Genomic DNA, 24,289 nt, shown 5'->3' on the forward strand with positions numbered 1-24,289 from the left:
TGATCGGGCCTGAGTGCGGCGCGTGGGCCGGTAGGTGGGCAGCGCAGGCGCATCGCGCGGGCCGTCCGGGGTCCGGCCCGCGTGGATCTGCTCGGTCTCGAAAGACCACTGCGTCGGGTCGTGCTCGGCCCCGCGCGCGGTGGATTCACTCATGGTTTTGCTCCCAAAAGGTGTTCGCCGGTACAGCAGGGGTTAGCGGTGTGAACAACAACACATGCCGGCGACCTCCTGTTACGCGCTTGCTCCCGGCTTTCGGGAGCCAGGTCATCACCCGGAGCACCCCACCGCGGATGGAGGGTTGCCGACCAGCGAGCCGGGGCTTCGCGCTGATACTCATGACCTGCCCGGCATCATAACCGGCGGGCCGTCAGCGTCCGAAATCCTCCAGCGCAGGCCCCGGATCGGGCGCGGTCGGCGCGACGCAGCAGCTGCGCACGAATTCGTCGTAGGTCTCGGTGAAGTTGGCGCGCCCGGCCCGGGCCGCGGTGGCCATGTCCTCGTCCAGGAACAGGTCGTCCGAGCACTCCATGCCGACGTGGCCGATCAGCTGCCAGGTGCCGACGATGAGCCGTACCGCGCGGGCGTCCGGCTCGGCGCCGAGGCGCTCGGCGACCACCGCGGCGATGGCGGTGTTCTTGTCGTCGGCATGTTCGAGACTGCGGGCGCTGACCGACGGACTGCTGCGCAGGATCCGCTGCATCTTCTGGAACTGCCGGAACGACAGCGGGTCGGCCTCGCCTGCCTCGGCGGCTCGATCGACCACAGACAGGAAGGCCTCCCGCAGGGCGGCGAGTTCGTTGCCGGTGCGCGGCAGCTCGCGCAGGGTCTCGGCGATGGTGCGCCCGAAGTCCTGGACCGGTCCCAGGACGATGTCCTCTTTGCTGTCGAAATAGCGGTTGATCGTGCGCGGCGAGACGTCCGCGGCGTTGGCGATCTGCTCGATCGTGGTCGCCTCGAAGCCCTGGGCGTCGCACAGGTCGAGGGCCGCCGCGATGATGCGCAACCTGGTCTGTTGCTTCTTGCGTTCGCGCAGGCCCGGGGCGCTCGCGGCGGGTCCCGCGGCGCTCGCGCCCATCGACGTCGATGACTCGAGCATGTCCCGATGGTAACGCAAACCTCCGTTTTCCTGTCCTTAACAGTCAAATGTCGTAATACGACATTTTGCGCTTGACGACAAATGTCGTCCAATGCCAGGATGGCTCCAGTTCATCGAGGGACGAGGAGATGACCGTGACGGACACGGCGACAGCGGTGCACGCGCCGCGCAAACCGGGCGGCTCAGCGCGCTGGCTCGCGCTGGCAGTGATCGCATTGGCCCAGCTCATGGTGGTTCTGGACGCCACCATCGTGACCATCTCGCTGCCGTTCGCGCAGCGTGATCTCGACATCAGCGACGGCAACCGGCAGTGGATGCTCACCGCCTACACGCTGATCTTCGGCGGCCTGCTGCTGTTGGGCGGCCGGATGGCCGACTACCTGGGGCGGCGCCGGATCTTCATCATCGGCCTGATCGGCTTCGCGGGCGCTTCGGCCCTGGCCGGTCTCGCCCAGAACGGTGCGGAGATGTTCGCCGGACGCGCGCTGCAGGGCGCGTTCGCCGCGCTCTTGGCCCCTGCCGCGCTCTCGCTGCTGTCGGTGACGTTCACCGAGCCCGGTGAGCGGGCCACCGCCTTCGGGGTGTTCGCGGGTATCTCCGCGGGCGGTGCGGCGCTCGGGCTGATCGCGGGCGGCGCGCTCACCGAGTACGCGTCGTGGCGCTGGTGCCTGCTGGTCAATACGCCGATCGCGCTGCTCGCGCTGCTCGGAGCGCTGGCCTGGGTGGTGAAGGACGTGCCGGCGCCGCGGGTCGGGGGCTATGACATGCCCGGTGCCGTCACGGTGACGCTGGGCCTGATCGCCATCGTGTACGGCTTCAGCCGCGCCGCCGAGGACGGCTGGCTGGCCGGTGGCACCTTGGCGCTGCTGATCGCCGGACCGGTGCTGCTCGCCGCCTTCGTCGTGATCGAACGGCGGTCGTCGAACCCGCTGCTGCCGCTGCACATCCCCGGCGAGATCAACCGGGGCGGGGCGTTCCTCGCGGCGCTGCTCATCCCGATCGCGATGTTCGCGATGTTCCTGTTCCTGAGTTACTACTTCCAGATCACGCTGGGCTACTCGGCGCTGAAGGCGGGCTTCGCCTTCCTGCCCTTCCCGGCGGGGATCGCGATCTCGGCGGGTGTCACCAGTGCCCTGCTGCCGAAGCTCGGCCCCCGTCCGCTGATGGTGGCCGGCGCCGTGCTGGGTGTCATCGGCCTGGTGCTGCTGGCGCAGCTCGGCTACGGCGACAGCTTCCTCGCCGGGGTGCTGCCCGCCCAGGTGCTCATCGCGCTCGGCATGGGCCCGCTGTTCGTCGGGATGCAGACGGTGGCGCTGCACCAGGTGGAGGAAGCGGACTCGGGTGTGGCGTCCGCCCTGCTGAACGCGGCGCAGCAGGTCGGCGGCGCGGTCGGGACAGCGCTGCTGACCACCATCTCGGTGCAGGTCGCCGAGACCTTCGCCCAGGACAACCCCGGCATCGACAACCTGGCCGCGCGCGCCGCGATCCACAGCTACGACGTCGCCTTCTACGTCGGGGCCGGGTTCTTCCTCGCGGCCGTACCGATCATCGCCCTGATGATCCGAGACCGGCCGCAGAACCTGATCGAAGGCTCCGAGGAGGGGGCCCGGATTCCGGTCGCGGTCTGATCCGTCGGCAACGAGGTCCGCGCAACGAGGTCCGCGCAACGTCACGGCGTTGTGCGGATCTCGCCGTTTTGCGGGGGAGTTCCGGGCTGGTTGCCGAGCCCGAACGGAAGGCGGATCATGGCGACGACGGCGGTCGCGCCGGCGCCCGCCGCGGTGCTGAGAGACGCCGCTGACCTACCAATCGGTAACAAAGGTGGCCCAGCTCACTCCGGGGGCTGCCCGTGCGGTGAGGACTTCGGCAGCAGTACGCTTGTCTTGTTTGCACCACACGTCTCGCGGACAACGCGGGACATATACGTTGTCTGTTGGAACAGCTGGGGTCCGCTCACAAGCGTGTTCGCCTGGCCGTGCAATGAGGGCACCATCCTAGGAGGACACGAAGATCCATGTCCAAGATCAAGGTTGAAGGCACCGTCGTAGAACTCGACGGCGACGAGATGACCCGGATCATCTGGCAGTTCATCAAGGACAAGCTGATCCACCCCTATCTCGACGTGAACCTGGAGTACTACGACCTCGGGATCGAATACCGAGACAAGACAGACGACCAGGTCACCGTCGACGCCGCCGAGGCCATCAAGCGGCACGGCGTCGGTGTGAAATGCGCCACCATCACCCCGGACGAGGCGCGGGTCAAGGAATTCGGTCTCAAGAAGATGTGGCGCTCGCCCAACGGCACTATCCGCAACATCTTGGGCGGCACCATCTTCCGCGCCCCGATCATCATCTCGAACGTTCCCCGGCTGGTTCCCGGCTGGACCAAGCCGATCATCATCGGCCGCCACGCTTTCGGTGACCAGTACCGCGCCACCGACTTCAAGGTGTTCCAGGGCGGCACCGTCACCTTGACCTTCACCCCCGACGACGGCAGCGAGCCGATCGTGCACGAGGTCGTGAAGATGCCCGAGGACGGCGGCGTCGTCATGGGCATGTACAACTTCCGCAAGTCGATCGAGGATTTCGCGCGGGCGTCGTTCAACTACGGCCTGCAGCAGAACTACCCGGTGTACATGTCGACGAAGAACACCATCCTCAAGGCCTACGACGGCATGTTCAAGGACACGTTCCAGGACATCTTCGACGCCGAGTTCAAGAGCCAGTTCGACGCCGCGGGCCTGACCTACGAGCACCGCCTCATCGACGACATGGTCGCCTCCTCCATGAAATGGGAGGGCGGCTACGTCTGGGCGTGCAAGAACTACGACGGCGACGTGCAGTCCGACACCGTGGCCCAGGGCTTCGGTTCGCTCGGCCTGATGACGTCGGTGCTGCTCACCCCGGACGGCCAGACCTGTGAGGCCGAGGCCGCGCACGGCACCGTCACCCGGCACTACCGCCAGCACCAGCAGGGCAAGCCGACCTCGACCAACCCGATCGCGTCGATCTTCGCCTGGACCCGTGGCCTCGAGCACCGCGGCAAGCTGGACAACACCCCCGAGGTCATCGGCTTCGCGCAGACCCTGGAGGACGTCGTCATCAAGACCGTCGAGGGCGGCCAGATGACCAAGGACCTCGCGCTGCTCGTCGGCGGGGACCAGGGCTACCTGAGCACCGAGGAGTTCCTCGGCGCGCTGGATGCCAACCTGGCTCGCGCACTGCGCTGAGTTCGCGCGGCGCCGTCTCGGGCGCCGAACCGCGGGGCCGAGTCGCGTCGCTCGGCCGACTCCGGCGCTGGGTGTTCACCCAGCGCCGGGCTGACACAATCGGGCACCCGCCCCACCCTCGGTGGAACGGGTGCCCGGACTGTTTCGGGGTTATTTCGCGCCTGCCCCTGCTCGATCGAGCAGGCCCGCGACGGCCCGGGTGAAGCTCGCCGCGCCGTTGCCGCGTTCGACTTCGGTGTCGAACAACCGCTGCAGCGGATCGAGCAGGTCGGTCGCCACACCCTGGTCGCGGCTCGTGATGCGGATGTTGGCCAGACCGGCCTGGTTCACCGAGAGGTCGGAGAAGTTGACCGGGTACTGCTCGGAGTCGATCTCGGCGGCGAGCACGGGCAGCATGTCCAGCAGGGAGCGCAGCCAGGGGACCAGGAAGCCGTCGGTGAACTCGCCCGCGGTGAAGTCCGCGCTGCCCACCATCGCGACCGCCTGGAAGAATCCGGAGAACATGCCGTACATGCCCGCCAGCACGGCCATGTCGTGCAGTCCCGCCAGTCCCGCGTCCGCGCCGAGGTACTTCGCGTTCCCCAGTTCGGCGATGGTGGCGCCGTGCTCGGCTTCTGCGGCGGGGGAGCCGCTGTACATCAGCAGGGTGTCGGGCGTGCCGAGAGTTTGCGGGACGCCCAGGATGCCCGCGTCCAGGAAATGCCCGCCGCGGGCGTCGATCGCGGCGGCCAGGTCGCGCGCCTCGTCGGGACGACCGGTGGCGACGTTCAGGACGGTGCGCCCGTCCAGGTTGTCGGGCATGGCGCCGAGCAGACCGGCAGCCGCGCCGGTGTCGGCCAACGCCACCCCGACGAGCCGTCCCGCCGCGATCGCTTCGGCCACCGAAGCGGCCCGCGTGGCGCCCAATTCGCCGAGTCGAGCGTCCTTGCCCGCCGACCGATTCCACACGGTGGTCGGATGGCCGCCGCGCAGGAAGATCTCGGCGATCGCCGCGCCCATGCGCCCCAGGCCGAGGACGGTGACCGGGGTCCGGTTGTCGTTCATTGGTTCCTCCGTCGATGTGTGTGTTCGGGTGGGGCGCCCGCAGATCAGTCTCGGCGCTGCGAGCGGAAGACCGTGAGTGGCAGGACTGACCGGCATCGAACGTTTACTGCCATATGCTGGTTCGTGTGACCGGCAGAACTGTGGCCATGGCGATCGCTCCTGGAGCGCTGCATCCGTGGGATCTCTACGAATTGGGAGTGGTGGCGTCGATCTTCGGCACGCCACAGCCCGATCTGGCCGACCCCTGGTATGAGCTGCGTGTGTGCTCGGTAACTCCGGAACCGGACACGCAAGAGATGGGTTTCGGGGCTTTCCTGCGCCCGCAATACGGTCTGGCCGAGATGCTGGCAGCCGACACCGTGATCGTGCCCTCCGTCGCGCAGGACTGCCTCACCGCCGAACGCGAACTGCCAGGGGAGTTGCTCGACGCCCTGACCGAAGCCCACCGCCGCGGCGCCCGCATGGTCGCCCTGTGCGACGGCACCTTCGCGCTGGCCGCAGCCGGACTCCTGCACGGACGCCGCGTCACCGCGCACTGGGAGCACGCACCGCTGCTGGCCGAGCGCTACCCGAGCGTCGAGGTCGACGGCTCGGTGCTCTACGTCGACGACGAGGACATCCTGACCAGCGCGGGCATGACCGCCGCGCTGGATCTCTGCCTGCACCTGGTGCGCCGCGACCTCGGCGCCGCCGTCGCCAACCGGCTGGCCCGCCGCATGGTGATCCCGCCGCACCGCTCGGGCGGGCAGGCGCAGTTCGTCGACCTGACGGTTCCGGCGCGCGCCGAGGACGACCTCGGTCCGGTGCTCCAGTGGGCCATCGCCCACCTCGACGAACCGCTCACCGTGGAGACCCTGGCCGCCAAGGCGAACATGAGCGAGCGCACCTTCCACCGCCGCCTGCAACGGTCCACGGGCGCCACCCCGATGCAGTGGCTGCTCGGCCAACGCCTCGCCCATGCCCAATCGCTGCTGGAATCCACGGACTACGGCATCGAGCGGATCAGCCGGATGTCCGGGCTCGGCACCGCCACCAACCTGCGCCGCCACTTCTCCGGTGTGGTCGGGGTATCGCCCGCCGAGTACCGGCGCACGTTCCGGCAGGGCGAACCGGCGGACGTCCGCCCGGCGCGGCAGTCGGGGATGAGCGTGCCCGCAGATGCCCGAGGTCTTCGTCCCGTCCGGGTGCACGCGAGTGCCCCTAAATCCGTTTAGCTCGTCGTCGCTTGTCAGAGGGCTGGCGTCGGGTCGATGCTGGAGTGTGGCGCGCGGACTGACTCATTCGTCCGTATTGCGGGGATTGCGGGGTTGGCCTGCGTCATTCATCGACGTTGCGGTGGGCGAACTCACGTTTGCCCGGGAAGCGAATACGGACCGCGGACGGTTACATGAACACGTGACCAGCCCCGTGACCACGAGCACCACCGCGCCGCCCGAGCGAACCGATTGGCACGTGCCCGCCATGCTGGCCCTTGCCCTCGGCGGATTCGGGATCGGGACAACCGAATTCGTCACCATGGGGTTGCTGCCGGATATCGCGTCGGCCCTCCACGTCTCCGAGCCGACGGCGGGGCACGCGGTGTCGGCCTACGCGCTCGGGGTGGTGATCGGCGCACCGCTGATCGCCGCGCTGGCCGCGCGGGTGGCGCGCAAGCGGCTGCTCGTCGCGCTCATGGTGGCCTTCACGCTGGGCAATGCGGCGACCGTGCTGGCACCCTCGTTCGAGACGCTGGTCCTGGCCCGGTTCGTCTCGGGATTGCCGCACGGCGCCTACTTCGGTGTCGCCTCGCTGGCCGCCGCAACCCTCGCTCCGGTCGGACAGCGGGCCAAAGCGGTTGCCGCGGTTATGCTGGGCTTGAGCGCCGCCAATGTCGTCGGCGTTCCCGCGGCTACCTGGCTCGGTCAGCATCTGGGCTGGCGAGACGCGTTCGTGGTGGTCGCGCTGATCGGGATCGCCACCGTGGCCGCGCTGCTGCGCTTCGTCCCGGAACTCACCGGCATCACGATGACCGACCCGATGACCGAACTCGGCGCGCTGCGTCGTCCCCAGGTGCTGTTGACGCTGCTGGTCGGTGCCGTCGGGTTCGGCGGGATGTTCGCCGTCTACACCTACATCGCGACCACGCTCACCGACGTCGCGGGTCTGCGGGCCGGTGCGGTGCCGTTGGTACTGATGCTGTTCGGCGTGGGCATGGTGATCGGCAACATCGTCGGCGGCGTGCTCGCCGATCGCGGCGTGGACCGCGCCGTCTTCGCCGCGATGATCGCGATGGCCGTCATCCTGAGCGGCTTCGTCGCCGCCGCCCACAATCCCTACACCGCGGCCGTCGGCGCGTTGTTCGTCGGCGCCTCCGGGGCCGCGCTGGCGCCCGGTCTGCAGACCCGGCTGATGGACGTCGCGGCCGATGCCCAGACCCTCGCCGCCGCCCTCAACCACGCCGCACTGAACATCGCCAACGCCGCAGGCGCCTGGCTCGGCGGACTGGTCATCGCCGCGGGCCTCGGCTACACGGCTCCGGCCGTGGTCGGCGCCGGTTTGGCCGCGACCGGCGTGTTGTTGTTCGCCGTGACGGTCTGGATCGCGATGCGCGACGACAACGCCTGAAACGTTCGTGCGGCGGGCGGAATCCGGACTTCGGCGCCCGCAGTCAGACGAAGCGGTCGGGTGAGGACTATTCGGCGGGTCGGCCGACCAGGGCGTGGCCGGCGATCTCGTGCAGATGTGCCGAGGCACGGCGCCAACGGCGTTGCGCCCGCTCGGCATCCGGGTCGATGAAATTCGAGATCAGGATGCCGCGCAGCGCGTCCATGGCCGTGTAGACGAAGTCGCGCGCCTCCTTGCGGCGCACATCGTCGGGCACGAAACGGGCGACCGCCATCAGCACGGCGTTGTTGACGAACGGCTCGACCTTCTCCATCGCCGCGGCCAGTACCGGATCGGTCCGCCCTGCCACCCACAGTTCGACGGTCGCGATGAACAGCGGGCCCTGGTGGAGGTCCCACAGGAAGTCCAGCGCCGCCGCCACCGGATCGTCACCGGCTTCCACCCGGGACATTTCCCGCATGGCACTCTCGGCGCGCAGCTGCGCCAGATGACTGATCGCGGCGACCACCAGATCGGTTTTCGATCCGAAGTGATGCACTTGGGCCCCGCGCGTCACACCGGCGCGTTCGGCGACCCGTGGCGTCGTGGTTCCCGCGTATCCGTACTCGACCAGGCAGTCCACGGTCGCGTCGAGCAGCCGGGTGCGCATCTCGGTGCTGCGCTGCTCTTGCGTCCGGCGCTGCTGTTTCACGATTACGCTCCTGGCCACCGCTAGATCCTACACTTACATACAGCACTGTATGTTCCAGACGTCCGGATGGGGTGCCGACGAGTCGGTGACGCACAGAACGGGTCACTCGATCGCGATCGGCGGGGGAGTGTTCGCCTCGGCAATCAAGTAGTTCGACCTGCGGCGCGACGGCTCAGTGATCAGAACACATGCATGTCTCACTGTATGTACCAGGCAATACGCAATTGCCTGGTTATCTGCGTGATCGTGGCACTTCCGCCGCCGAGCCTTGCCCACTTACATACAAATATGTATGTTTGTTTTCAGCTCGTTCCGGGCGGCCGCCCCCGCGGTGCACGCACAACCTGAGGAGTTCGATGGCGAACAAGGTCTACGTCGTCGGTGTCGGCATGACGAAGTTCGAGAAGCCGGGCCGCCGCCTCGTCGAGGAAGCCGACGGCACCACTCGTGCCTGGGACTATCCGGACATGGCCAGGGAGTCGGGTACCAAGGCGCTCGCGGACGCGGGCATCGCCTACGACCTGGTGGAGCAGGCTTACGTCGGCTACGTCTACGGCGAATCCACCTCCGGTCAGCGTGCCGTCTACGAACTCGGCATGACCGGCATTCCGGTGGTCAACGTGAACAACAACTGCTCCACCGGCTCGACGGCGCTGTACCTCGCGGCGCAGGCGATCCGGGGCGGGCTGGCGGAATGCACGCTGGCGCTCGGCTTCGAGAAGATGCAGCCCGGCTCGCTCGGCTCCACCTGGGACGACCGCGAGCAGCCCATGGCCAAGCATGTCATGGCGCTGGCCGAGATCTCCGAGGTGCTGTTCCCGGTGGCGCCGTGGATGTTCGGCGCCGCGGGGCGCGAGCACATGAAGCAGTACGGCACCACCGCCGAGCATTTCGCCAAGATCGGCTACAAGAACCACAAGCACTCGGTGAACAACCCGTATTCGCAGTTCCAGGACGCGTACACCCTCGAAGACATCCTCGGCTCGCGGATGATCTACGACCCGCTCACAAAACTGCAGTGCTCGCCGACCTCCGACGGGTCCGGCGCGGTGATCCTGGCCAGTGCGGACTTCGTCGACGCCCACGACCTCGCCGGGCAGGCGGTGGAGATCGTCGGCCAGGCGATGACCACCGACTTCGCCTCCACCTTCGACGAGACCGCCAAGAACCTGATCGGCTACGACATGAACGTCCAGGCCGCCAGGAAGGTCTACGAGCAGGCGGGGCTCGGCCCGGACGACTTCCAGGTCATCGAGCTGCACGACTGTTTCTCGGCCAACGAGCTGTTGCTCTACGAAGCGCTCGGACTGTGCGGGGAGGGCGAGGCGGGGCAGCTGATCGACGACGGCCTGACCACCTATGGGGGCAAGTGGGTGGTGAACCCTTCCGGCGGCCTGATCTCCAAGGGGCACCCGCTCGGGGCGACGGGTCTCGCGCAGTGCTCGGAGTTGACCTGGCAGCTGCGCGGCGCCGCGGACAAGCGTCAGGTGGACGGCGTCACCGCCGCCCTGCAACACAACATCGGCCTCGGCGGCGCGGCCGTCGTCACCGCCTACCAGCGCGCCGACCGCTGAACCGCGGTCGCGGACGAACTCGACGAGGAGTGCAAGACATGGGACACATCGAAGCCACCAAGGACGTCAACGCCACGCCCGAGGCGCTGTGGGCGGTCGTCTCCGACCCGCAGACCTGGGACAAATGGTTCACCATTCACGAGCGCTTCATGGAGGAGCCGCCCGCCGTGCTGAGCGAGGGCGCCAAACTGATCGCCAAGATCGTGATGCTCGGCATGGCGAACAAGCTGGAGTGGACCATCGTCTCGGTGGCCGCGCCGCACCGGCTGACCCTCGGCGGCACCGGAATGGCCGGAGTGAAGACCGAGTTCACCTTCGACATCCGGCCCAACGGCGCGGGAAGCACCATCGTGGTGTCCGGTGACTTCGAAGGCGCCTTGATCAAGGGCGCGCTCGGCAAGGCCGTGGAGAAGGACGGCATCAAGCAACTGGACCGCTCGCTCGAACAGCTCGACGCCCTGGCCGCAACGGCATGAGCGGTCAGGCCCGGAGGCGGCAGCGGAGCGTGACCACGCAGGGCCCCGCTCGTGCCGACAGGAGATACGGCATGAGCGGTCAGGCCCGGAGGCGGCAGCGGAGCGTGACCACGCAGGGCCCCGCTCGTGCCGGAGAGGTGTCGGCATGAGTTTCGATACGGCCGCGGCCCGTGTGGTCGAGTTCGACGACAGCGGCCTGGAAACCTGGTGCGACGAGGAACGTTTCGAGGTCACGGCCGAGCGCGTCGCGGAGTACGCCGCCGCGACCAACGATCCGATCGCCGCGCATCTGGCCGGGACGGTGGCCGGGCCGGTGTTCGCCATCGTCCCGGTTTTCGAGGCCATGATGATGCCGGTCATCGACGTCGCCCCGATGGACATCTTCGGCCGGGTCGTGCACGGGGAGCAGGACTTCCATTTCCACCGCGCGATCCGGCCCGGCGACCGGCTGGTGTCGCGCGCCAAGGCGATCGGCTACACCAGCCGCCCCAACGGGACCGCCATCACCATCCGCATCGAATGCCGCACCGAGGCGGGCGAACCGGTCAACGACCAGTACCTGACGGCGTTCTTCCGCAATATCGACGCGGGTAGGACGGTGGGCGAGGCCGCTCCGGCGCACAAGTTCGACGAAGCCCTGCGCGAGCGGGAACCGGTCGCGGTGGTAGCGCAGCACGTCGATGATGACCAGACCTTCCGCTACGCACCGGCTTCCGGCGATCCGGTGCCGCTGCACCTGGACGAGCAGGTGGCCAAGGACGCCGGGCTGCCCGGCATCATCGCGCACGGGCTGTGCACCATGGCGTTCGCGTCCTGGGCGGTGCTCACCGAGGTCGCGGCATCGGATGTGCACCGGCTCAGGCGGTTCGCGGTGCGCTTCGCCAAACTGGTCTTCCCCGGCGACGACTTGGAGACCCGCATCTGGAAGGCCGGCTCGGCCGACGGCGTCACCCGCTACGCCTTCGAGACCGTGCGCGGCGACGACGTCGTGCTCAGCGACGGACTGGCGGAGATCGCCGACTGATCCCGGTGCGGCGGCGCGGTGGCGCCGCACCTTTCCACCCATCGCCGGATTCGGCGGAACTTTCAGGAGACAACATGGGCGCACTGGCCGGACGGGTCGCCGTCATCACCGGCGCGGGCCGCGGCATCGGCCGCGAGCACGCACTGCTGTTCGCGAGGGAGGGGGCCGCGGTGGTCGTCAACGATCTCGGCGGCAGCAATGCGGGGGAGGGGACCGACTCCGGTCCCGCCCAGGAGGTGGTGCGCGAGATCGTCGCCGCCGGCGGCAAGGCGGTGGCCAACTCCGACGACGTCGCGACCTGGGACGGCGCGCAGAAGCTCGTCGAACAGGCGGTCACCGAATTCGGCGGCCTCGACGTCGTGGTCAACAACGCCGGCATCCTGCGCGACGCCTTCATCGCGGGCATGGACGAGGCGCAGTGGGACGCGGTGATCGCCGTGCACCTCAAGGGACACGCGGCGGTGCTGCGCCACGCCGCGGCGTACTGGAAGCAGCAGTCCAAGGCGGGTAACCAGCCCAAGGCCGCGGTGATCAACACCGCTTCGGCGTCGGGCACCACCCTGCCGAACGCGGGCCAGGCCAACTACGGCGCGGCGAAGGCCGGGATCGCGGCGCTGACCCTGGTGGCCGCCGAGGAACTGGGGCGTTACGGCGTGCGGGTGAACGCGATCGCTCCGATCGCGCGCACCCGGCTCACCCTGGCCACTCCCGGCATGGGCGAGATGCTGGCGGCGGAGGCGGAAGCGTCCGAGGGCGGGTTCGACGCCTTCGCCCCGGCGAACATCGCCCCGCTGGTCGCCTACCTGGCCGCCGAAACCTGCCCGATCACCGGCAAGGTGTTCGCGGTGCAGGGCGGCGCGATCTCCGAATTGGCCGGTTGGCACGATGTGAAGACCATCGAGACCGAGGGTCCCTGGCTGATCGACGACATCGCCGCCCGGCTGCCCTGACCTCGGGGAACGTGAGGAGAACGACGATGTTCGAATGGTCCGAGACCGATGTGATGATCCGCGACGCCGTCCGGGCGTTCATCGACAAGGAGGTCCGCCCCAACCTGGACGCGCTCGACAGCGGTGAACTGCCGCCCTACCCCGTCATCCGGAAATTGTTCAGCCAGTTCGGCATCGACGTGATGGGCGGCGAGGCCGTGCAGAAGATGCTGGCCAAGCAGGCGGCGCGGGAGGCGGCGGCCGAGGCGGGGGAGCCGAAGCCGGAGAAGAAGTCATCCGGCGGCAGCCCGTTCGCCGGCCAGGAATCGCTGATGGCGGTGCTCATCGGGGAGCTGTCCGGGGTGTGTATGGGCCTGGTCACCGCGATGGGGGTGAGCATCGGTCTCGGCGCCACCACGATCATGTCCCGGGGAACGCTGGCGCAGAAGCAGCGCTGGCTGGAGGACATCGTCACCATGCGGAAGGTCGCGGCCTGGGCGATCACCGAACCGGACTCCGGTTCCGACGCGTTCGGCGGCATGAAGACCTACGTCAAGCGCGACGGCGAGGACTACCTGCTCAACGGCCAGAAGACGTTCATCACCAACGGCCCCTACGCCGACGTGATGGTGGTCTACGCGAAGCTGGACGACGGCGCGGGTGGGGACAAGCGCGAACGCAAGGTGCTCACCTTCGTGTTGGACAAGGGCATGCCCGGCCTCACCCAGGGCAAGCCGTTCAAGAAGATGGGCCTGCACTCCTCGCCGACCGGTGAGCTGTTCTTCGACAACGTGCGCGTCGGCCGGGACCGGCTGCTCGGCGAGACCGAGGAGCACCGGGGCGGCGACGGCCGCGACAGCGCCCGCTCCAGCTTCACCGCCGAGCGGATCGGCGTGGCCTTCATGGCGCTGGGCATCATCGACGAGTGCCACCGGCTGTGCGTGGAGTACGCCAAGAGCCGCATGCTCTGGGGCCAGGAGATCGGTCGATTCCAGCTGGTTCAGCTGAAGCTGGCGAAGATGGAGATCGCCCGGATCAACGTGCAGAACATGGTGTTCAACACCCTGGAGCGGGGTCGAGCGGGCAAACCCCCGACACTGGCCGAGGCGTCGGCGATGAAGCTGTACGCCAGCGAGGCGGCCACCGAGGTGGCGATGGAAGCGGTCCAGCTCTTCGGCGGCAACGGCTACATGACCGAGTACCGAGTGGAGCAACTCGCCCGCGACGCGAAGTCACTGATGATCTACGCGGGCAGCAACGAGATCCAGGTGACCCACATCGCCAAAGGTCTGCTCGCGCAATAGTTCCAGAGCAAGGACGCACACAGGGCGAGCTCGGCCCCCTTCGGCTTCGGCCGAGGTGGGGCCGAGCATCGACCTATTTCCACCCTCGCTTGTCGCGAAGTGGCGCCGGTCGGCGGTGCGGTCGGCGGCGGTCTCTTGCCGACAGCGCACACGCCGCGACGAAGTCGCGGTCGAACTACACAGCCCGCAGCCGCGTGCGGCTGGCGTAGACGTGCTCGGCGATGAGGGTGGCGATGCGGTCGGGCGCTTCCAGCATCGGTACGTGCCCGACGCCGTTGACCAGGATGCGGTCGGCGGATTCGGGCAGTTCCTTCAGGTAGCGGCGAGCGTAGACGCGGTTGGGGATGACCCGGTCGTACTCCGAGAGCAGCAGCCGGACCGGCGTCCGCAGGGTGGACAGGTCCGCCTGGGCCGGGGCTCGCATCGCGCCGAGAATCATCGGGATCATCGCCGGGCAGTTCAGCGCGGCCGCGAGGGCGGCGGCGGCGTCGCGACGGGATACCGCTGCGGCGTGCTTGCTCAGCGCGAGCAGGGCGACGCGCTGGGCGAGCGGGTTGCCGATCACGAATCCGCCCAGCCGCTTGCCGATTTCGACGAGCGGCACCAGGGAGAGGAATTTCAGGTTGATCCGCCACTGGGTCAGCGAGGGCGCGTGCCAGCCGCCCGCGGGCGCGATGAGCGTCAGGGTGCGGGCACGTCCGCGGCGGGCGAGTTCGACACCGACCAGGCCGCCGAGCGAGTTGCCCGCGATATGGCAAGTGCGCCAGCCCAGTTCGTCCAGCTGATCGCAGATCCGGTCGGCGAGGGCATACACGTCGACCGACCGGCCGTCGCTGGGCGCGCCGCCCCAGTGGCCCGCGAACGCGGGCGCGAACACTTCGCAGTGCGTCGACAGCCGCGCCGCGGTCTGCTCCCAGGCGTGCGGCGACATCATGAATCCGTGCAACAACAGCAAGGGGTCGCCGGAACCCAGGTGCAATGCCTTGATCGGCTGGGGCCGGTCGGCCCGGGTGGAGCCGCGCGCGGCGGCGGAGGAGGACTGGGAGGCGTCAGACGACATCGTCATCACCCCTTCCTGGACGGCAGTGTCCGGGGGACTTCATCAGACCAGCATTGTACGGTCGTGGAGTGCCGTATATCTCGACAGTGAACGTGAACGGTGTCCGCGCGGCCGCGGGCAAGGGGCTGCTGGCCTGGCTCGCGGTCACCGAGGCCGACGTCGTCTGCGTGCAGGAGACCCGCGCCACCGACGAGCAGGTCAGGGCCGCGCTCGCGCCCGCGCTCGACGCGGGATGGCAGCTCTCGCACGCCGAGCCGGAGTCCAAGGGCCGCGCCGGAGTGGGCATCCTGTCCCGGCGGGCGCCGAGCGCCGTGCGAATCGGTTTCGGCAGCAGTGAGTTCGCGGCCGCGGGACGCTATCTCGAGGCCGACTTCGACGACCTCACCGTCGCGAGCGTCTACGTGCACTCCGGTGACGCGGGCACCGTGCGCCAGGACGAGAAGTATCGGTTCATGGCCGAACTCGGCGCCTACCTCACCGCGCGCACGGGGGATTTCGTGGTGGCCGGGGACTGGAACATCGCGCACACCGAGCGTGACCTGAAGAACTGGAAGGGCAACCTGAAGTCGGCCGGGTTCCTGCCGCAGGAGCGGGCGTGGATCGATGAGTTGCTGGCCGCCGGATACGTCGATGTGGTGCGCGGCCTGAACCCCGGGGTCGACGGCCCCTACAGCTGGTGGTCCTACCGGGGCCGCGCGTTCGACAACGACAGCGGCTGGCGTATCGACTATCAGCTGGTGCGCGGCGAACTGGCTGCCCGCGCGAAAGAGGCGGTGGTGGAACGCGCCGCGACCTATGACCAGCGCTGGTCCGACCACGCGCCCGTCACGGTGCAGTACCGATGAACCGATCGCCGTTGACCAAGCGCGTACTCGGCGTACTCGGCGCGGTCGCTCTGGTGGTGATCGCCGCCGTGCTCGCTCTGTACGACGGTGGCGATGCGACCACCTCTCCCTCGGCGAGTCGCGCGAGCACCGCCGCGGCGAGCGCCGTCACCTCGCCCGCCACCGCACCGCGCGGCGGGGACACCGCGTCGCCGGTCACCCGGGCCGTCGGCGTACCGGAGCGCGCGTACGCCACGCTGCGGGAGATCGATGCGGGCCGCTGGCCGGGCTCGGCGAACGCCCCCGGCACCAAAGGCGGCGAGCGATGGATGAACCGCGGTGGCGACCTGCCCGCCACGGACGGCACCGGTAGGTCGATCACCTATCAGGAATGGGACGTCAATCCCAAGCAGCCCGGCCGGTCCCGCGACGCCGAACGCATCGTCACCGGCAGCGACGGCTCGGCGTGGTACACCGGTGACCACTACAAGACCTTCACGAGGATGCGCTGATGACAAAGACCGTCACGCTGTCGCAGTTCCTTGCCCGTCCCGACGCGGACGACGCGCCGCGCAGCGCCGAACTCGCCCCGCCGCGGGTCACCTTCGGCGCCCTCGCGGTCGACGCGGCCGAGTTCAGCGGGGTGCGTGACAAGGCGCCTCCCGGCTACCTGGTGCGCGAGGTCCGCGGCACGAAGATGCTCACCACCGCGCGCCTGTTCGACGAGTTCGCCGCCGCCTTCCAGTTCCCGTACTACTTCGGGGGGAACAAGGACGCCTTCGACGAATGCCTGCGCGACCTGGACGATTTCCTCGGCGAAGGGGCCGGATACGTTGCCGTGGTGCGCGACTCGGCCGAACTGCTCGCCGAGGAGCCGATCGAGCGCGACTGGTTCGCCGAGGCCATGCGGGATTGCGCGGCTTACTGGTCACGGCGAGACGTGCTGTTCCGGGTGGTGCTGCAGGGCGACGCGCCCGACCTCGAGGACGTGTCCCTGCGGCTGTGACCGTGGCCGTCAGCGCAATTTGCCCGCCAGGTCCTCGCCGAGCAGGACGAACACGTCGACGGTGTGCTCGATGAGTTCGTCCCGGGTGAGGTTCAGATCGCCCTGGAGCCACGCGGTCAGTGTCTGCACCAGCCCACCGACCAGATACAGGGCGCGGAAGTCGATCGCCGGGTCCGGGGCCGCGTCGGGCATCCGGTAGAAATCCATGCCCTCCGCGGCCACCATCCGCGCGAACGCGCGCACCGTCTCGGTGGTGCGGGCGCGTAGTTCCGGCGTCGCCATGGCCGTGATCAGGGCTGTCTTCGCCTTGCGCGGGTCGTCGGTGAGCAGGTGCACGCCCGCGGTGATCGCGGCGTGTGCGGTCGCGCGCGTGTCCGGCGGTGCGGTGCGCACGGCCGCGAGGATGGCCGCCGCGAGTTCCGCGGCGATCCCGTCGAGCAGGGCGGTGAGCACGGCGTCCCGGCTGTCGAAGTTCTCGTAGTAGTACCGCTCGTTGAGCCCGGCCTGCCCGCACAGCCCCGACACGGTCAGCTTCGACAGCCCCTCGGTGCCGATGATCTCCAGCGCCGCCTCCAGCAGGGCCGCACGCCGCTGCGCCCGGCGCTGCTCGGCGGAGATGCCTCCATAAGTCCGTTGCGCCGCCACGGTTCGATTCTGACAGAGATCAATTCTGGCAGAGGGTATTGCCAGAATGAGCAATTCTGGTGGATGCTATTGCCAGATGATCTCGACGAGGAGGCAGCGGTGTCCGAGCCCGGCTATTTCAGCGACCACTCGATGGTTCGGCGGGTGATGAGCAAACGGGCGGTGGGCCTGACCTACGGCCTGCGCGCCCTGGTGATCGGCGCGGTGCACCCGCTGCTGTACGTCGGCACCGCGGAGAACACCGAACACCGGACGACGCCCTACACCCGGCTCGCGCTGACCGGGCATCTGTTCGAGGCGGTGTTCCTCGGCACCAAGGCCGAGGCCGATCGCGCGCTGGCGTTCACCAGGAAACGGCATGTCAAGGTCCGTGGCGCGCTCCCCGAGGACGCCGGAGCCCACCACCCGGCAGGCACCGGGTACTCCGCGCTCGACCCGCACCTGATGTTCATGACGATGGCCTTCACCTTCGACTCGGCCGAGGTGATGTACGACCTGCTGGTGCGACCCATGACCGAAGGCGAGCGCGAGGGGCTCTATCAGGACTACGTGCGCTGGGGCGAGCTGTTCGGCATGCCCGCGGACGCGGCGCCGGGCAGCTACCGCGAGTTCCGCGCGTTCTTCGACGGCTACCTGGCCTCCGACGAACTGTTCCTCACCGACGAGGCGCGGCTGGTCGGCTCCTACCTGGCCGGGCAGCGCGTCCCCTACCCGCAGGGCGTGCCGTTGCAGCAGGTCACCTCCGTGTTCTACCTGCTGGTGCAGGGCAGTCTGCCGCCGCGGATCCGCACCATGTACGGCATCCGCTGGGGCGTGGCCGAGCAAGTCGCCTACCAGGCGTTGTCCCGGGCGGTCCGCACCGCGCACGTGTCGGTTCCGCTGGTGCCGCCGGTGCTGCGCGGCACCCTCGCCGGCCCCAGCGCGCCGGTCTACAAACAGCTGTCCAAGCGGGAACACGAACTGGTCAGCGGCGGACGGCCGAGCATGCCCGGAGTGCACCCGCGCAACTGGGTGCAGCGAAATTCCGCTTGAGCCGCGTGCGAAAATCGGAGGCATGTCCAGTCCTGCGCCCACCCCGGCCGCCGAACGCAAACAGCGGGTTCTGTCCGGGATCCAGCCGACCAGCTCCTCTTTTCATCTCGGGAACTACCTTGGCGCGCTGCAGTACTGGGTGACCATGCAGGACGACTACGACGCGCTGTATTTCATCCCGGATCTGCACGCGATCACGGTGCCGCAGGAGCCGAAGGAGCTGAGGGCGCGCACCAGGGCCGCCGCCGCTCAGCTGCTCGCGCTGGGCATCGACCCGAAGAGGTCCACGCTGTTCGTGCAGAGCCAGGTGCCCGAACACGCCGAGCTGGCCTGGGTGCTCAGCTGCATCACCGGTTTCGGCGAGGCCAGCCGGATGACCCAGTTCAAGGACAAGTCGGTGAAGCAGGGCGCGGAGAACGCGACCGTGGGCCTGTTCACCTACCCGGTGCTGATGGCCGCGGACATCCTGCTCTACCGCGCCCATCAGGTCCCCGTCGGTGAGGACCAGCGTCAGCATCTGGAGCTGACCCGAAATCTGGCCCAGCGCTTCAACACTCGGTTCAAGAAGACGTTCGTGGTGCCGGAGGCGCACATCGTCAAGGGCACGGCGAAGATCTACGACCTGCAGGACCCCACCGCCAAGATGAGCAAGTCCGCCTCCACCGACGCGGGCTTGATCAACCTGCTCGACGATCCGAAGGTCACCGCGAAGAAGGTGAAGTCCGCGGTCACCGACACCGAACGCGAGATCCGCTACGACCCGGAACGCAAACCGGGCGTCAGCAACCTGCTGGTGATCCTGAGCTCGCTGACCGGTGCGCCGATCGTCACCTTGGAAAAGGACTTCGAGGGCAAGGGTTATGGCGAGCTGAAAGCCGACGTGGCCGACGCGCTGGTCGAATTCGTCACGCCGTTGCGCGCGAAGGTGCAAGAGTACATGTCGGATCAAGGTGAACTCGACCGTGTACTCGCCGCGGGAGCCGAGCGCGCGCGAGAGATCGCGGGCAACACTCTTGCGCAGGTCTACGACCGGGTCGGTTTGCTGAGTCGCTGAACGGCTACTTCACCTTCGTGCGCCCCGTCAGGCGTCGTGCGAGGTCTCTTGGTCGAAGGGGCGAATGGTGCAGCTGATCGATAACATCAAGTCCGGGATCGAACGCCGGGTCAAGGCGCAGCCGTGGTTGGACCATCTGGTCCGCACGGCGGGGCGCTATCAGCGGCAAAGGGGTGACTACTACGCGGCGGGCATCACGTACTTCACTGTGCTGTCGCTGTTCCCGCTGCTGATGATCGCTTTCTCGGTCGCGGGCGTGATCCTGTCCAACAATCCGGACCTGCTCGACGAGTTACGGGCCAAGATCGTCGAGAACATTCCGGGCTCGTTCGGCACCCAGCTGAACGACCTGGTCGATCAGGCGGTCGAGTCGCGGGGCACGGTCGGCGTCCTAGGTCTGGTCACCGGCGTCTACAGCGGTCTGGGCTGGATGGCCAACCTGCGGGCGGCGCTCACCGAGCAGTGGGAGCAGAAGTCTCCGGACGGCAATTGGCTGATGACCAAAGTCTCCGATCTGGGGGCGCTGGTCGGTCTCGGCCTCGCCTTCGCGGTGTCGCTGGGGTTGTCGGCGCTGGCCTCGAGCACCCTCGGCAGGCGGTTGCTCGAGAGCATCGGCCTCGGGGAAGCGCCGGGGGCGGGCGTGCTGCTGTGGCTTTTGTCGACCTTGCTCGGGTTTCTCGCCTCCTGGGCGGTGTTCGCGTGGGTCATCGCCAGGTTGCCCCGGGAACCGGTGACGCTGGCCAGCGCCGTCAAGGCGGCGGCTCTGGCCGCGGTGGTGTTCGAGGTGTTCAAGATAGTCGCGTCGATCTACCTGCGATCGGTGCTGAGCAGCCCGGCGGGCGCAACCTTCGGCTCGATCATCGGCCTGATGGTGTTCAGTTACGTCACCTACCGCATCGTCCTGTTCGCCACCGCCTGGGCCGCCACCGCCGCGGAGAACGAGCCGGAAGCGGAGATTCCCGCGCCCGGACCTGCCGTGATCGCCCCGCGGGTCAGCGCACGCGACATCTCGGTGGGCGTGGGCGCGGCCTACTTCGGCGCGGGCGCGCTTGCGGCCCTCGCGCTTTCCGGCTTACGTAAGTTGCCCGGCCGTCGTTGACCTGTTCGCCGGTTCGAGTTCCTCGTGCGCCGGTTCGATCAGCGCCGCCGGTTCGCCTGGCGTGCTGCCAGCAGCAGCGCCGCGACCAAGAGGACGCCGCCGATGATCAGTGTGGTTCTGGCGCCGGTGCGACGATCTTCGGCCGGGGGCATGGCGGAGAGGTCGCTGCCCGGCACCGAAGGCGTGGCCCGGTCGCTTCCCGGCGCGGGCGGCGCAGCCAGGGTGACCGCGCTCTGGTCGCGCTGGGGTACTACCGCACCGGGCAGGTTGCCGATCGAGGCGCTGCGGGGCAGCGCGAATCCGTAGTCGAGCAGCCGGGCGGCTTGTTCCCAGGGCCGCAGCGGCTGCACGTCGGCTTTGAGTAGGGTGACGGCGAGCCTGCGGCCGTCGCGCTGCGCGGCGGCGACGAAGGTCTGGCGCGCGTCGTCGGTGAAGCCGGTCTTGCCGCCGAGGGCGCCGGTGTAGTTGTAGAGCAGCTGGTTGTCGTTGCCGATCGGGTAGCCGGGACGGTCGGTGTCACCGGGGACGGCCGGGTCGGCGGGATAGCCGGGGAAGTCGACCTGCTCGGTGTGGATCAGCTCGGCGAACAGCGGGATGGTCATGGCTTCGCGGAACAGCACGGCGAGGTCGTAGGCCGACGTGCTCATGCCGGGACCGTCCAGGCCGGACGGGGTGGCCGCGCGAGTATCCATGGCGCGCAATGATTTCGCCAGTTCGTTCATCTTCGCGACGGTCGCGGCGTCGCCGCCGAGCTGCGCGGCGATGGCGTGCGCCGCGTCGTTGCCCGAGGCCATGATCAGCGCCTGCATCAGCTGCCGGTTCGTATAGCGGCCGCCGGGACCGATGCCGACCCGGGTGCCGTCGACGTTGGCGTCGTCCTGCGTGCCGACGACCGTCTTGTCGAGATTCAGCGAGCGCAGTGCCAGCGTGGCCAGCAGCACTTTGATCGTGCTTGCGGGCCGGTAGCGCCCGTGCGGGTCCTTCGCCGCCAGCACCTCGCCGGTGTCCAGATCCGCCACCAACCAGGCCGTCGCCGAGATGTCCTGCGGCGCGGGCGGTGCGGCCTTGGGCAGCACGACGCCGCATTCGCCGAGACGGGTTCCGCCGATCGGCGGGGACGGGACCGGCAGCGGCGCCGGGGTGGGCTGTCCGGGCGCGGGCACCTCGGAGGCGTCGATCGGCGCGGGCGGCAACGTCTTCTGGGGGCAGGCGTCGGTGTTCGGGGTGGTGAACGGCGTGGTGGTGCTCGGCACGGCCAGGGACGGCACGGCCGTCGCTCCGATCGCGGCGACGGCCAGCACGGCGCCCGCGCAGAGCAAGGCACGGCGAGTGATCTTCATCGCCGATGAGCCTAGCGAGCGATCCGCCGATCGGCCGCACACACATGTGGACCCGTACAAGGTATTGACAGTATCTACTAAATGAGAGTTACTATCAAAAAGTTGTAGATACCACTTTTGGGGAGGTCTCGTGAAGAACGACTCGACCCGCCGCTGGCTGGCGCTCGGCGCGCTGTCGGTGGCGATGCTGACCATCGGGCTCGATGTCACCGTGCTGACCGTGGCGCTGCCCACGCTCGCGGTGGACCTGCACGCGAATACCGCCGCGCTGCAATGGTTCAGCAGCGCCTACACGCTGGCCCTGGCCGCGGTGATGCTGCCAGCTGGCGCGCTCGGCGACCGCTACGGCCGCAAGAAGTTCCTGCTCGCCGCCCTGGTGCTGTTCGGTGTCGCCTCCGTCGCGTGTGCCCTGGCCACCTCGCCCGGTGAGCTCATCGCGGCGCGCGTGGTGCTCGGCATCGCGGCGGCGGCCATGATGCCGCTTTCGATGTCGGTGCTGCCCGCGATGTTCCCGGAACCGGCCGATCTCCAGCGGGCGCTCACCATCTGGATCACCTCCACCGCGATCGGTCTTCCGCTGGGTCCGATCGTGGGCGGCTGGTTGCTGCGCAACTTCTGGTGGGGTTCGGTGTTCCTGATCAATGTGCCGATGGTCGTAATCGGCGCGCTCGCCGTCGCGGTGCTGGTGCCGGAATCGCGCAGCGCGCACCGCTTCCGGATCGATCTACCCGGTGTCGTGCTGTCGGCGGTGGGCATGCTCGGACTGACCTACGGGTTCATCCGGATCGGCGAGGAAGGCTGGGGCGACGGCCCGGCCTGGGCGACTGTCGCGGCCGGTGTGCTGCTGTTCGGCGCGTTCCTGGCCCGGCAGCGCAGGACCACGCATCCGCTGGTCGATCTCGGACTGTTCGCCGCAGACGGATTCCGCTGGGGCACCGCGTTTTCCATCGTGGTGAACTTCGCCATGTTCGGCATGTTCTTCACCGTTCCGCAGTACTTCCAGGCGGTACTCGGGGTGGACGCGCTCGGTAGCGGCCTGCGGCTGCTTCCACTGATCGGCGGGATCCTGGTCGGCAGCAGGGTGGTCGACAAGGTGCTGCCGAAACTGGGCATCCGCGTGGTGATCACCGCCGGGTTCACCCTCCTGGCCGGCGCCATCGTCCTCGGCGCGCTGACCACGGTGGACAGCGGCTACGGCTACACCGCGCTGTGGCTGACGCTGCTCGGCGCCGGGATGGGGCTGGTGATGCCCGCCGCGATGGGCATGGCGATGGGGGAACTCGGCGCGGAGCGCTCCGGCTCCGGCTCCGCGCTGTTGCAGGCGCTGCGACAGGCCGGTGGCACCATCGGCGTCGCGGTGCTGGGCACTGTGCTGGCCACTCGGTACCGGTCGGAGCTCGGCGCGTTGAACCGCGAACCGATCGCCGACGGCGTGAACGCGGGCGTCGCCGCGGCGCACGAGTTGGGTGATTCATCGGTGCTGCACCAGGTGCAGGTCGCTTTCCTGGGCGGCATGAGCGCGATGCTCTGGGCCTGTGCCGCGCTGTGCCTGCTGGCGGCGGTGCTCACGGCGACGCTCGTTCGCGCTCGGCGACCCGGGCAGGCGCGCGAGCCGGGTGCGGCAGAATCGATCCATGTCGGTTGAGCTACCCGGGAACGGGACGGGGCAGGGTCTGCGCGAGCGGAAGAAGGAACGGACCCGCCGGACGATCCGCTTCGAGGCTTTCCGGCTGTTCCGCGAGCAGGGTTACAACGAGACGACCGTCGAGCAGATCGCCGCGGCCGCCGACGTCTCGCCCAGCACCTTCTTTCGCTATTTCCCGACCAAGGAACAATTGGTGCTCGCTGACGACCTCGATCCGCTGATGATCGAGGCGTTGCGACGCCAGCCGCGCGAGGTCTCGCCGTGGACCGCCTTCCGCGACGCCGTGCTCGAGGTCTTCAGCGATCTGCCCGCCGCCGAACTCGCGTTCGAGCAGGAGCGGCAGGCGCTGCTGTATCACGTGCCGGAGCTGCGATCGGCCATCGGCTTGGAGATCATCCGCAGCATCGACCTCATCGCGGCGCTGCTGGCCGAGCACGTCGGCCGGTCTGCCGACGATTTCGAGGTGCGGGTGGCAGCGGGCGCGATGGCGGGCGCGGCCCTGGCCATGGCGACGATGACGCCGTTGAACGTCGAGAACATCACCCGCACCTTGGATTTCCTCGGCGCGGGCATGCCGCTCGCGCCGGAGCGCGAGTCCTGAAGGTTCTGT

23 protein-coding genes and 1 riboswitch are annotated in these 24,289 nt (G+C 68.6%); of the genes, 17 read left to right on the forward strand and 6 right to left on the reverse strand.

Annotation, left to right across the window (positions count from 1 at the left end; translation table 11 throughout):
• Positions 1-230 precede the first annotated feature (230 nt).
• Positions 231-341: riboswitch (SAM riboswitch) on the reverse strand.
• Positions 342-367: 26 nt separating this feature from the next.
• The gene (locus IU450_RS16225) at positions 368-1,096 is read right to left on the reverse strand and encodes a TetR/AcrR family transcriptional regulator (RefSeq protein ID WP_195150612.1); all 729 of its coding nucleotides are present in this window, start codon (positions 1,094-1,096) and stop codon (positions 368-370) included.
• A gap of 128 nt (positions 1,097-1,224) precedes the next feature.
• Here IU450_RS16225 and IU450_RS16230 point away from each other — a divergent pair, with 128 nt between their 5' ends.
• On the forward strand, positions 1,225-2,724 hold the full coding sequence (locus IU450_RS16230; protein WP_195150613.1) for an MFS transporter: 1,500 nt from the start codon (positions 1,225-1,227) through the stop codon (positions 2,722-2,724).
• 386 nt (positions 2,725-3,110) lie between these two features.
• Complete coding sequence (locus IU450_RS16235; RefSeq protein ID WP_040864988.1) at positions 3,111-4,328, forward strand: NADP-dependent isocitrate dehydrogenase; 1,218 nt, start codon at positions 3,111-3,113, stop codon at positions 4,326-4,328.
• A 150-nt stretch (positions 4,329-4,478) separates the two neighbouring features.
• Here the strand turns inward: IU450_RS16235 and IU450_RS16240 are convergent, their stop codons facing one another.
• A complete protein-coding gene (locus tag IU450_RS16240; protein ID WP_195150614.1) occupies positions 4,479-5,372 on the reverse strand; it encodes an NAD(P)-dependent oxidoreductase in 894 nt (297 codons plus the stop codon).
• Between the two features lie 125 nt (positions 5,373-5,497).
• Here IU450_RS16240 and IU450_RS16245 point away from each other — a divergent pair, with 125 nt between their 5' ends.
• Positions 5,498-6,586: a GlxA family transcriptional regulator gene (locus IU450_RS16245; RefSeq protein WP_324197694.1), complete on the forward strand. Its 1,089-nt coding sequence runs from the start codon at positions 5,498-5,500 to the stop codon at positions 6,584-6,586.
• Between the two features lie 247 nt (positions 6,587-6,833).
• Positions 6,834-7,976 (forward strand): MFS transporter, encoded by a 1,143-nt coding sequence (locus IU450_RS16250; RefSeq protein WP_195150758.1) that lies wholly within the window; start codon positions 6,834-6,836, stop codon positions 7,974-7,976.
• Positions 7,977-8,043: 67 nt separating this feature from the next.
• Here IU450_RS16250 and IU450_RS16255 read toward each other — a convergent pair whose 3' ends face one another.
• Positions 8,044-8,625 carry a TetR/AcrR family transcriptional regulator gene (locus IU450_RS16255; protein ID WP_228834692.1) on the reverse strand — a complete coding sequence of 194 codons (582 nt, stop codon included), beginning with the start codon at positions 8,623-8,625 and terminating at the stop codon, positions 8,044-8,046.
• A 398-nt stretch (positions 8,626-9,023) separates the two neighbouring features.
• On the opposite strand from IU450_RS16255, the gene IU450_RS16260 reads away from it, so the two are divergent.
• From IU450_RS16260 to IU450_RS16280, 5 genes are all read left to right on the forward strand, one after another.
• Entirely contained in the window at positions 9,024-10,241 is a 1,218-nt protein-coding gene (locus IU450_RS16260) for a lipid-transfer protein (RefSeq protein ID WP_195150617.1), read from the forward strand.
• Positions 10,242-10,279: 38 nt separating this feature from the next.
• On the forward strand, positions 10,280-10,717 hold the full coding sequence (locus IU450_RS16265) for an SRPBCC family protein (protein WP_195150618.1): 438 nt from the start codon (positions 10,280-10,282) through the stop codon (positions 10,715-10,717).
• Positions 10,718-10,862: 145 nt separating this feature from the next.
• On the forward strand, positions 10,863-11,741 hold the full coding sequence (locus IU450_RS16270) for a MaoC/PaaZ C-terminal domain-containing protein (RefSeq protein ID WP_195150619.1): 879 nt from the start codon (positions 10,863-10,865) through the stop codon (positions 11,739-11,741).
• 74 nt (positions 11,742-11,815) lie between these two features.
• Complete coding sequence (locus tag IU450_RS16275; protein ID WP_195150620.1) at positions 11,816-12,691, forward strand: SDR family oxidoreductase; 876 nt, start codon at positions 11,816-11,818, stop codon at positions 12,689-12,691.
• Positions 12,692-12,717: 26 nt separating this feature from the next.
• Positions 12,718-13,974 (forward strand): acyl-CoA dehydrogenase family protein, encoded by a 1,257-nt coding sequence (locus tag IU450_RS16280; protein ID WP_195150621.1) that lies wholly within the window; start codon positions 12,718-12,720, stop codon positions 13,972-13,974.
• Positions 13,975-14,149: 175 nt separating this feature from the next.
• On the opposite strand, the gene IU450_RS16285 is transcribed toward IU450_RS16280, so the two are convergent.
• Positions 14,150-15,040, reverse strand: a complete 891-nt coding sequence (locus IU450_RS16285) for an alpha/beta fold hydrolase (protein ID WP_195150622.1) — start codon at positions 15,038-15,040, stop codon at positions 14,150-14,152.
• Positions 15,041-15,102: 62 nt separating this feature from the next.
• On the opposite strand from IU450_RS16285, the gene IU450_RS16290 reads away from it, so the two are divergent.
• Genes IU450_RS16290 through IU450_RS16300 form a run of 3 tightly spaced genes read left to right on the forward strand, consistent with a single transcriptional unit; the run spans position 15,103 to position 16,864 of the window.
• Complete coding sequence (locus tag IU450_RS16290; RefSeq protein ID WP_195150623.1) at positions 15,103-15,879, forward strand: exodeoxyribonuclease III; 777 nt, start codon at positions 15,103-15,105, stop codon at positions 15,877-15,879.
• Positions 15,876-16,370: a ribonuclease domain-containing protein gene (locus IU450_RS16295; RefSeq protein ID WP_195150624.1), complete on the forward strand. Its 495-nt coding sequence runs from the start codon at positions 15,876-15,878 to the stop codon at positions 16,368-16,370. Before IU450_RS16290 ends, IU450_RS16295 begins: the two co-directional genes overlap by 4 nt.
• Positions 16,370-16,864: a barstar family protein gene (locus IU450_RS16300; RefSeq protein ID WP_195150625.1), complete on the forward strand. Its 495-nt coding sequence runs from the start codon at positions 16,370-16,372 to the stop codon at positions 16,862-16,864. The genes IU450_RS16295 and IU450_RS16300 overlap by 1 nt, the downstream gene beginning before the upstream one ends.
• 9 nt (positions 16,865-16,873) lie before the next feature.
• Here the strand turns inward: IU450_RS16300 and IU450_RS16305 are convergent, their stop codons facing one another.
• Entirely contained in the window at positions 16,874-17,509 is a 636-nt protein-coding gene (locus IU450_RS16305; protein ID WP_195150626.1) for a TetR/AcrR family transcriptional regulator, read from the reverse strand.
• 99 nt (positions 17,510-17,608) lie between these two features.
• On the opposite strand from IU450_RS16305, the gene IU450_RS16310 reads away from it, so the two are divergent.
• The 3 genes from IU450_RS16310 (at position 17,609) to yhjD (ending at position 20,694) form a co-directional block, all read left to right on the forward strand.
• Positions 17,609-18,541: an oxygenase MpaB family protein gene (locus tag IU450_RS16310; RefSeq protein WP_195150627.1), complete on the forward strand. Its 933-nt coding sequence runs from the start codon at positions 17,609-17,611 to the stop codon at positions 18,539-18,541.
• A 22-nt stretch (positions 18,542-18,563) separates the two neighbouring features.
• Positions 18,564-19,595 carry a tryptophan--tRNA ligase gene (gene trpS / locus IU450_RS16315; protein ID WP_195150628.1) on the forward strand — a complete coding sequence of 344 codons (1,032 nt, stop codon included), beginning with the start codon at positions 18,564-18,566 and terminating at the stop codon, positions 19,593-19,595.
• 67 nt (positions 19,596-19,662) lie between these two features.
• On the forward strand, positions 19,663-20,694 hold the full coding sequence (yhjD, locus tag IU450_RS16320) for an inner membrane protein YhjD (protein ID WP_195150629.1): 1,032 nt from the start codon (positions 19,663-19,665) through the stop codon (positions 20,692-20,694).
• A 38-nt stretch (positions 20,695-20,732) separates the two neighbouring features.
• On the opposite strand, the gene IU450_RS16325 is transcribed toward yhjD, so the two are convergent.
• A complete protein-coding gene (locus IU450_RS16325; protein ID WP_195150630.1) occupies positions 20,733-22,034 on the reverse strand; it encodes a D-alanyl-D-alanine carboxypeptidase family protein in 1,302 nt (433 codons plus the stop codon).
• A gap of 130 nt (positions 22,035-22,164) precedes the next feature.
• On the opposite strand from IU450_RS16325, the gene IU450_RS16330 reads away from it, so the two are divergent.
• Together IU450_RS16330 and IU450_RS16335 are read left to right on the forward strand one after the other, a co-directional pair.
• Positions 22,165-23,679, forward strand: coding sequence for an MFS transporter (locus tag IU450_RS16330; RefSeq protein WP_195150631.1), 1,515 nt, complete (start codon positions 22,165-22,167; stop codon positions 23,677-23,679).
• Positions 23,669-24,280: a TetR family transcriptional regulator gene (locus IU450_RS16335; protein WP_195150632.1), complete on the forward strand. Its 612-nt coding sequence runs from the start codon at positions 23,669-23,671 to the stop codon at positions 24,278-24,280. The genes IU450_RS16330 and IU450_RS16335 overlap by 11 nt, the downstream gene beginning before the upstream one ends.
• Positions 24,281-24,289 lie beyond the last annotated feature (9 nt).

It is taken from the genome of Nocardia abscessus (assembly GCF_015477775.1).
GTDB classification, from domain to species: domain Bacteria; phylum Actinomycetota; class Actinomycetes; order Mycobacteriales; family Mycobacteriaceae; genus Nocardia; species Nocardia abscessus_A.

Coding starts and splice junctions, on each gene's coding strand:
- IU450_RS16225 (WP_195150612.1), bottom strand. CDS start 1,096: ATGCTCGAGTCATCGACGTCGATGGGCGCGAGCGCCGCGGGACCCGCC.
- IU450_RS16325 (WP_195150630.1), bottom strand. CDS start 22,034: ATGAAGATCACTCGCCGTGCCTTGCTCTGCGCGGGCGCCGTGCTGGCC.
- IU450_RS16300 (WP_195150625.1), top strand. CDS start 16,370: ATGACAAAGACCGTCACGCTGTCGCAGTTCCTTGCCCGTCCCGACGCG.
- IU450_RS16250 (WP_195150758.1), top strand. CDS start 6,834: ATGCTGGCCCTTGCCCTCGGCGGATTCGGGATCGGGACAACCGAATTC.
- IU450_RS16260 (WP_195150617.1), top strand. CDS start 9,024: ATGGCGAACAAGGTCTACGTCGTCGGTGTCGGCATGACGAAGTTCGAG.
- IU450_RS16235 (WP_040864988.1), top strand. CDS start 3,111: ATGTCCAAGATCAAGGTTGAAGGCACCGTCGTAGAACTCGACGGCGAC.
- IU450_RS16285 (WP_195150622.1), bottom strand. CDS start 15,040: ATGACGATGTCGTCTGACGCCTCCCAGTCCTCCTCCGCCGCCGCGCGC.
- trpS (WP_195150628.1), top strand. CDS start 18,564: ATGTCCAGTCCTGCGCCCACCCCGGCCGCCGAACGCAAACAGCGGGTT.
- IU450_RS16230 (WP_195150613.1), top strand. CDS start 1,225: ATGACCGTGACGGACACGGCGACAGCGGTGCACGCGCCGCGCAAACCG.
- IU450_RS16335 (WP_195150632.1), top strand. CDS start 23,669: ATGTCGGTTGAGCTACCCGGGAACGGGACGGGGCAGGGTCTGCGCGAG.
- IU450_RS16255 (WP_228834692.1), bottom strand. CDS start 8,625: ATGCGCACCCGGCTGCTCGACGCGACCGTGGACTGCCTGGTCGAGTAC.
- IU450_RS16240 (WP_195150614.1), bottom strand. CDS start 5,372: ATGAACGACAACCGGACCCCGGTCACCGTCCTCGGCCTGGGGCGCATG.
- IU450_RS16265 (WP_195150618.1), top strand. CDS start 10,280: ATGGGACACATCGAAGCCACCAAGGACGTCAACGCCACGCCCGAGGCG.
- IU450_RS16275 (WP_195150620.1), top strand. CDS start 11,816: ATGGGCGCACTGGCCGGACGGGTCGCCGTCATCACCGGCGCGGGCCGC.
- IU450_RS16280 (WP_195150621.1), top strand. CDS start 12,718: ATGTTCGAATGGTCCGAGACCGATGTGATGATCCGCGACGCCGTCCGG.
- IU450_RS16270 (WP_195150619.1), top strand. CDS start 10,863: ATGAGTTTCGATACGGCCGCGGCCCGTGTGGTCGAGTTCGACGACAGC.
- IU450_RS16295 (WP_195150624.1), top strand. CDS start 15,876: ATGAACCGATCGCCGTTGACCAAGCGCGTACTCGGCGTACTCGGCGCG.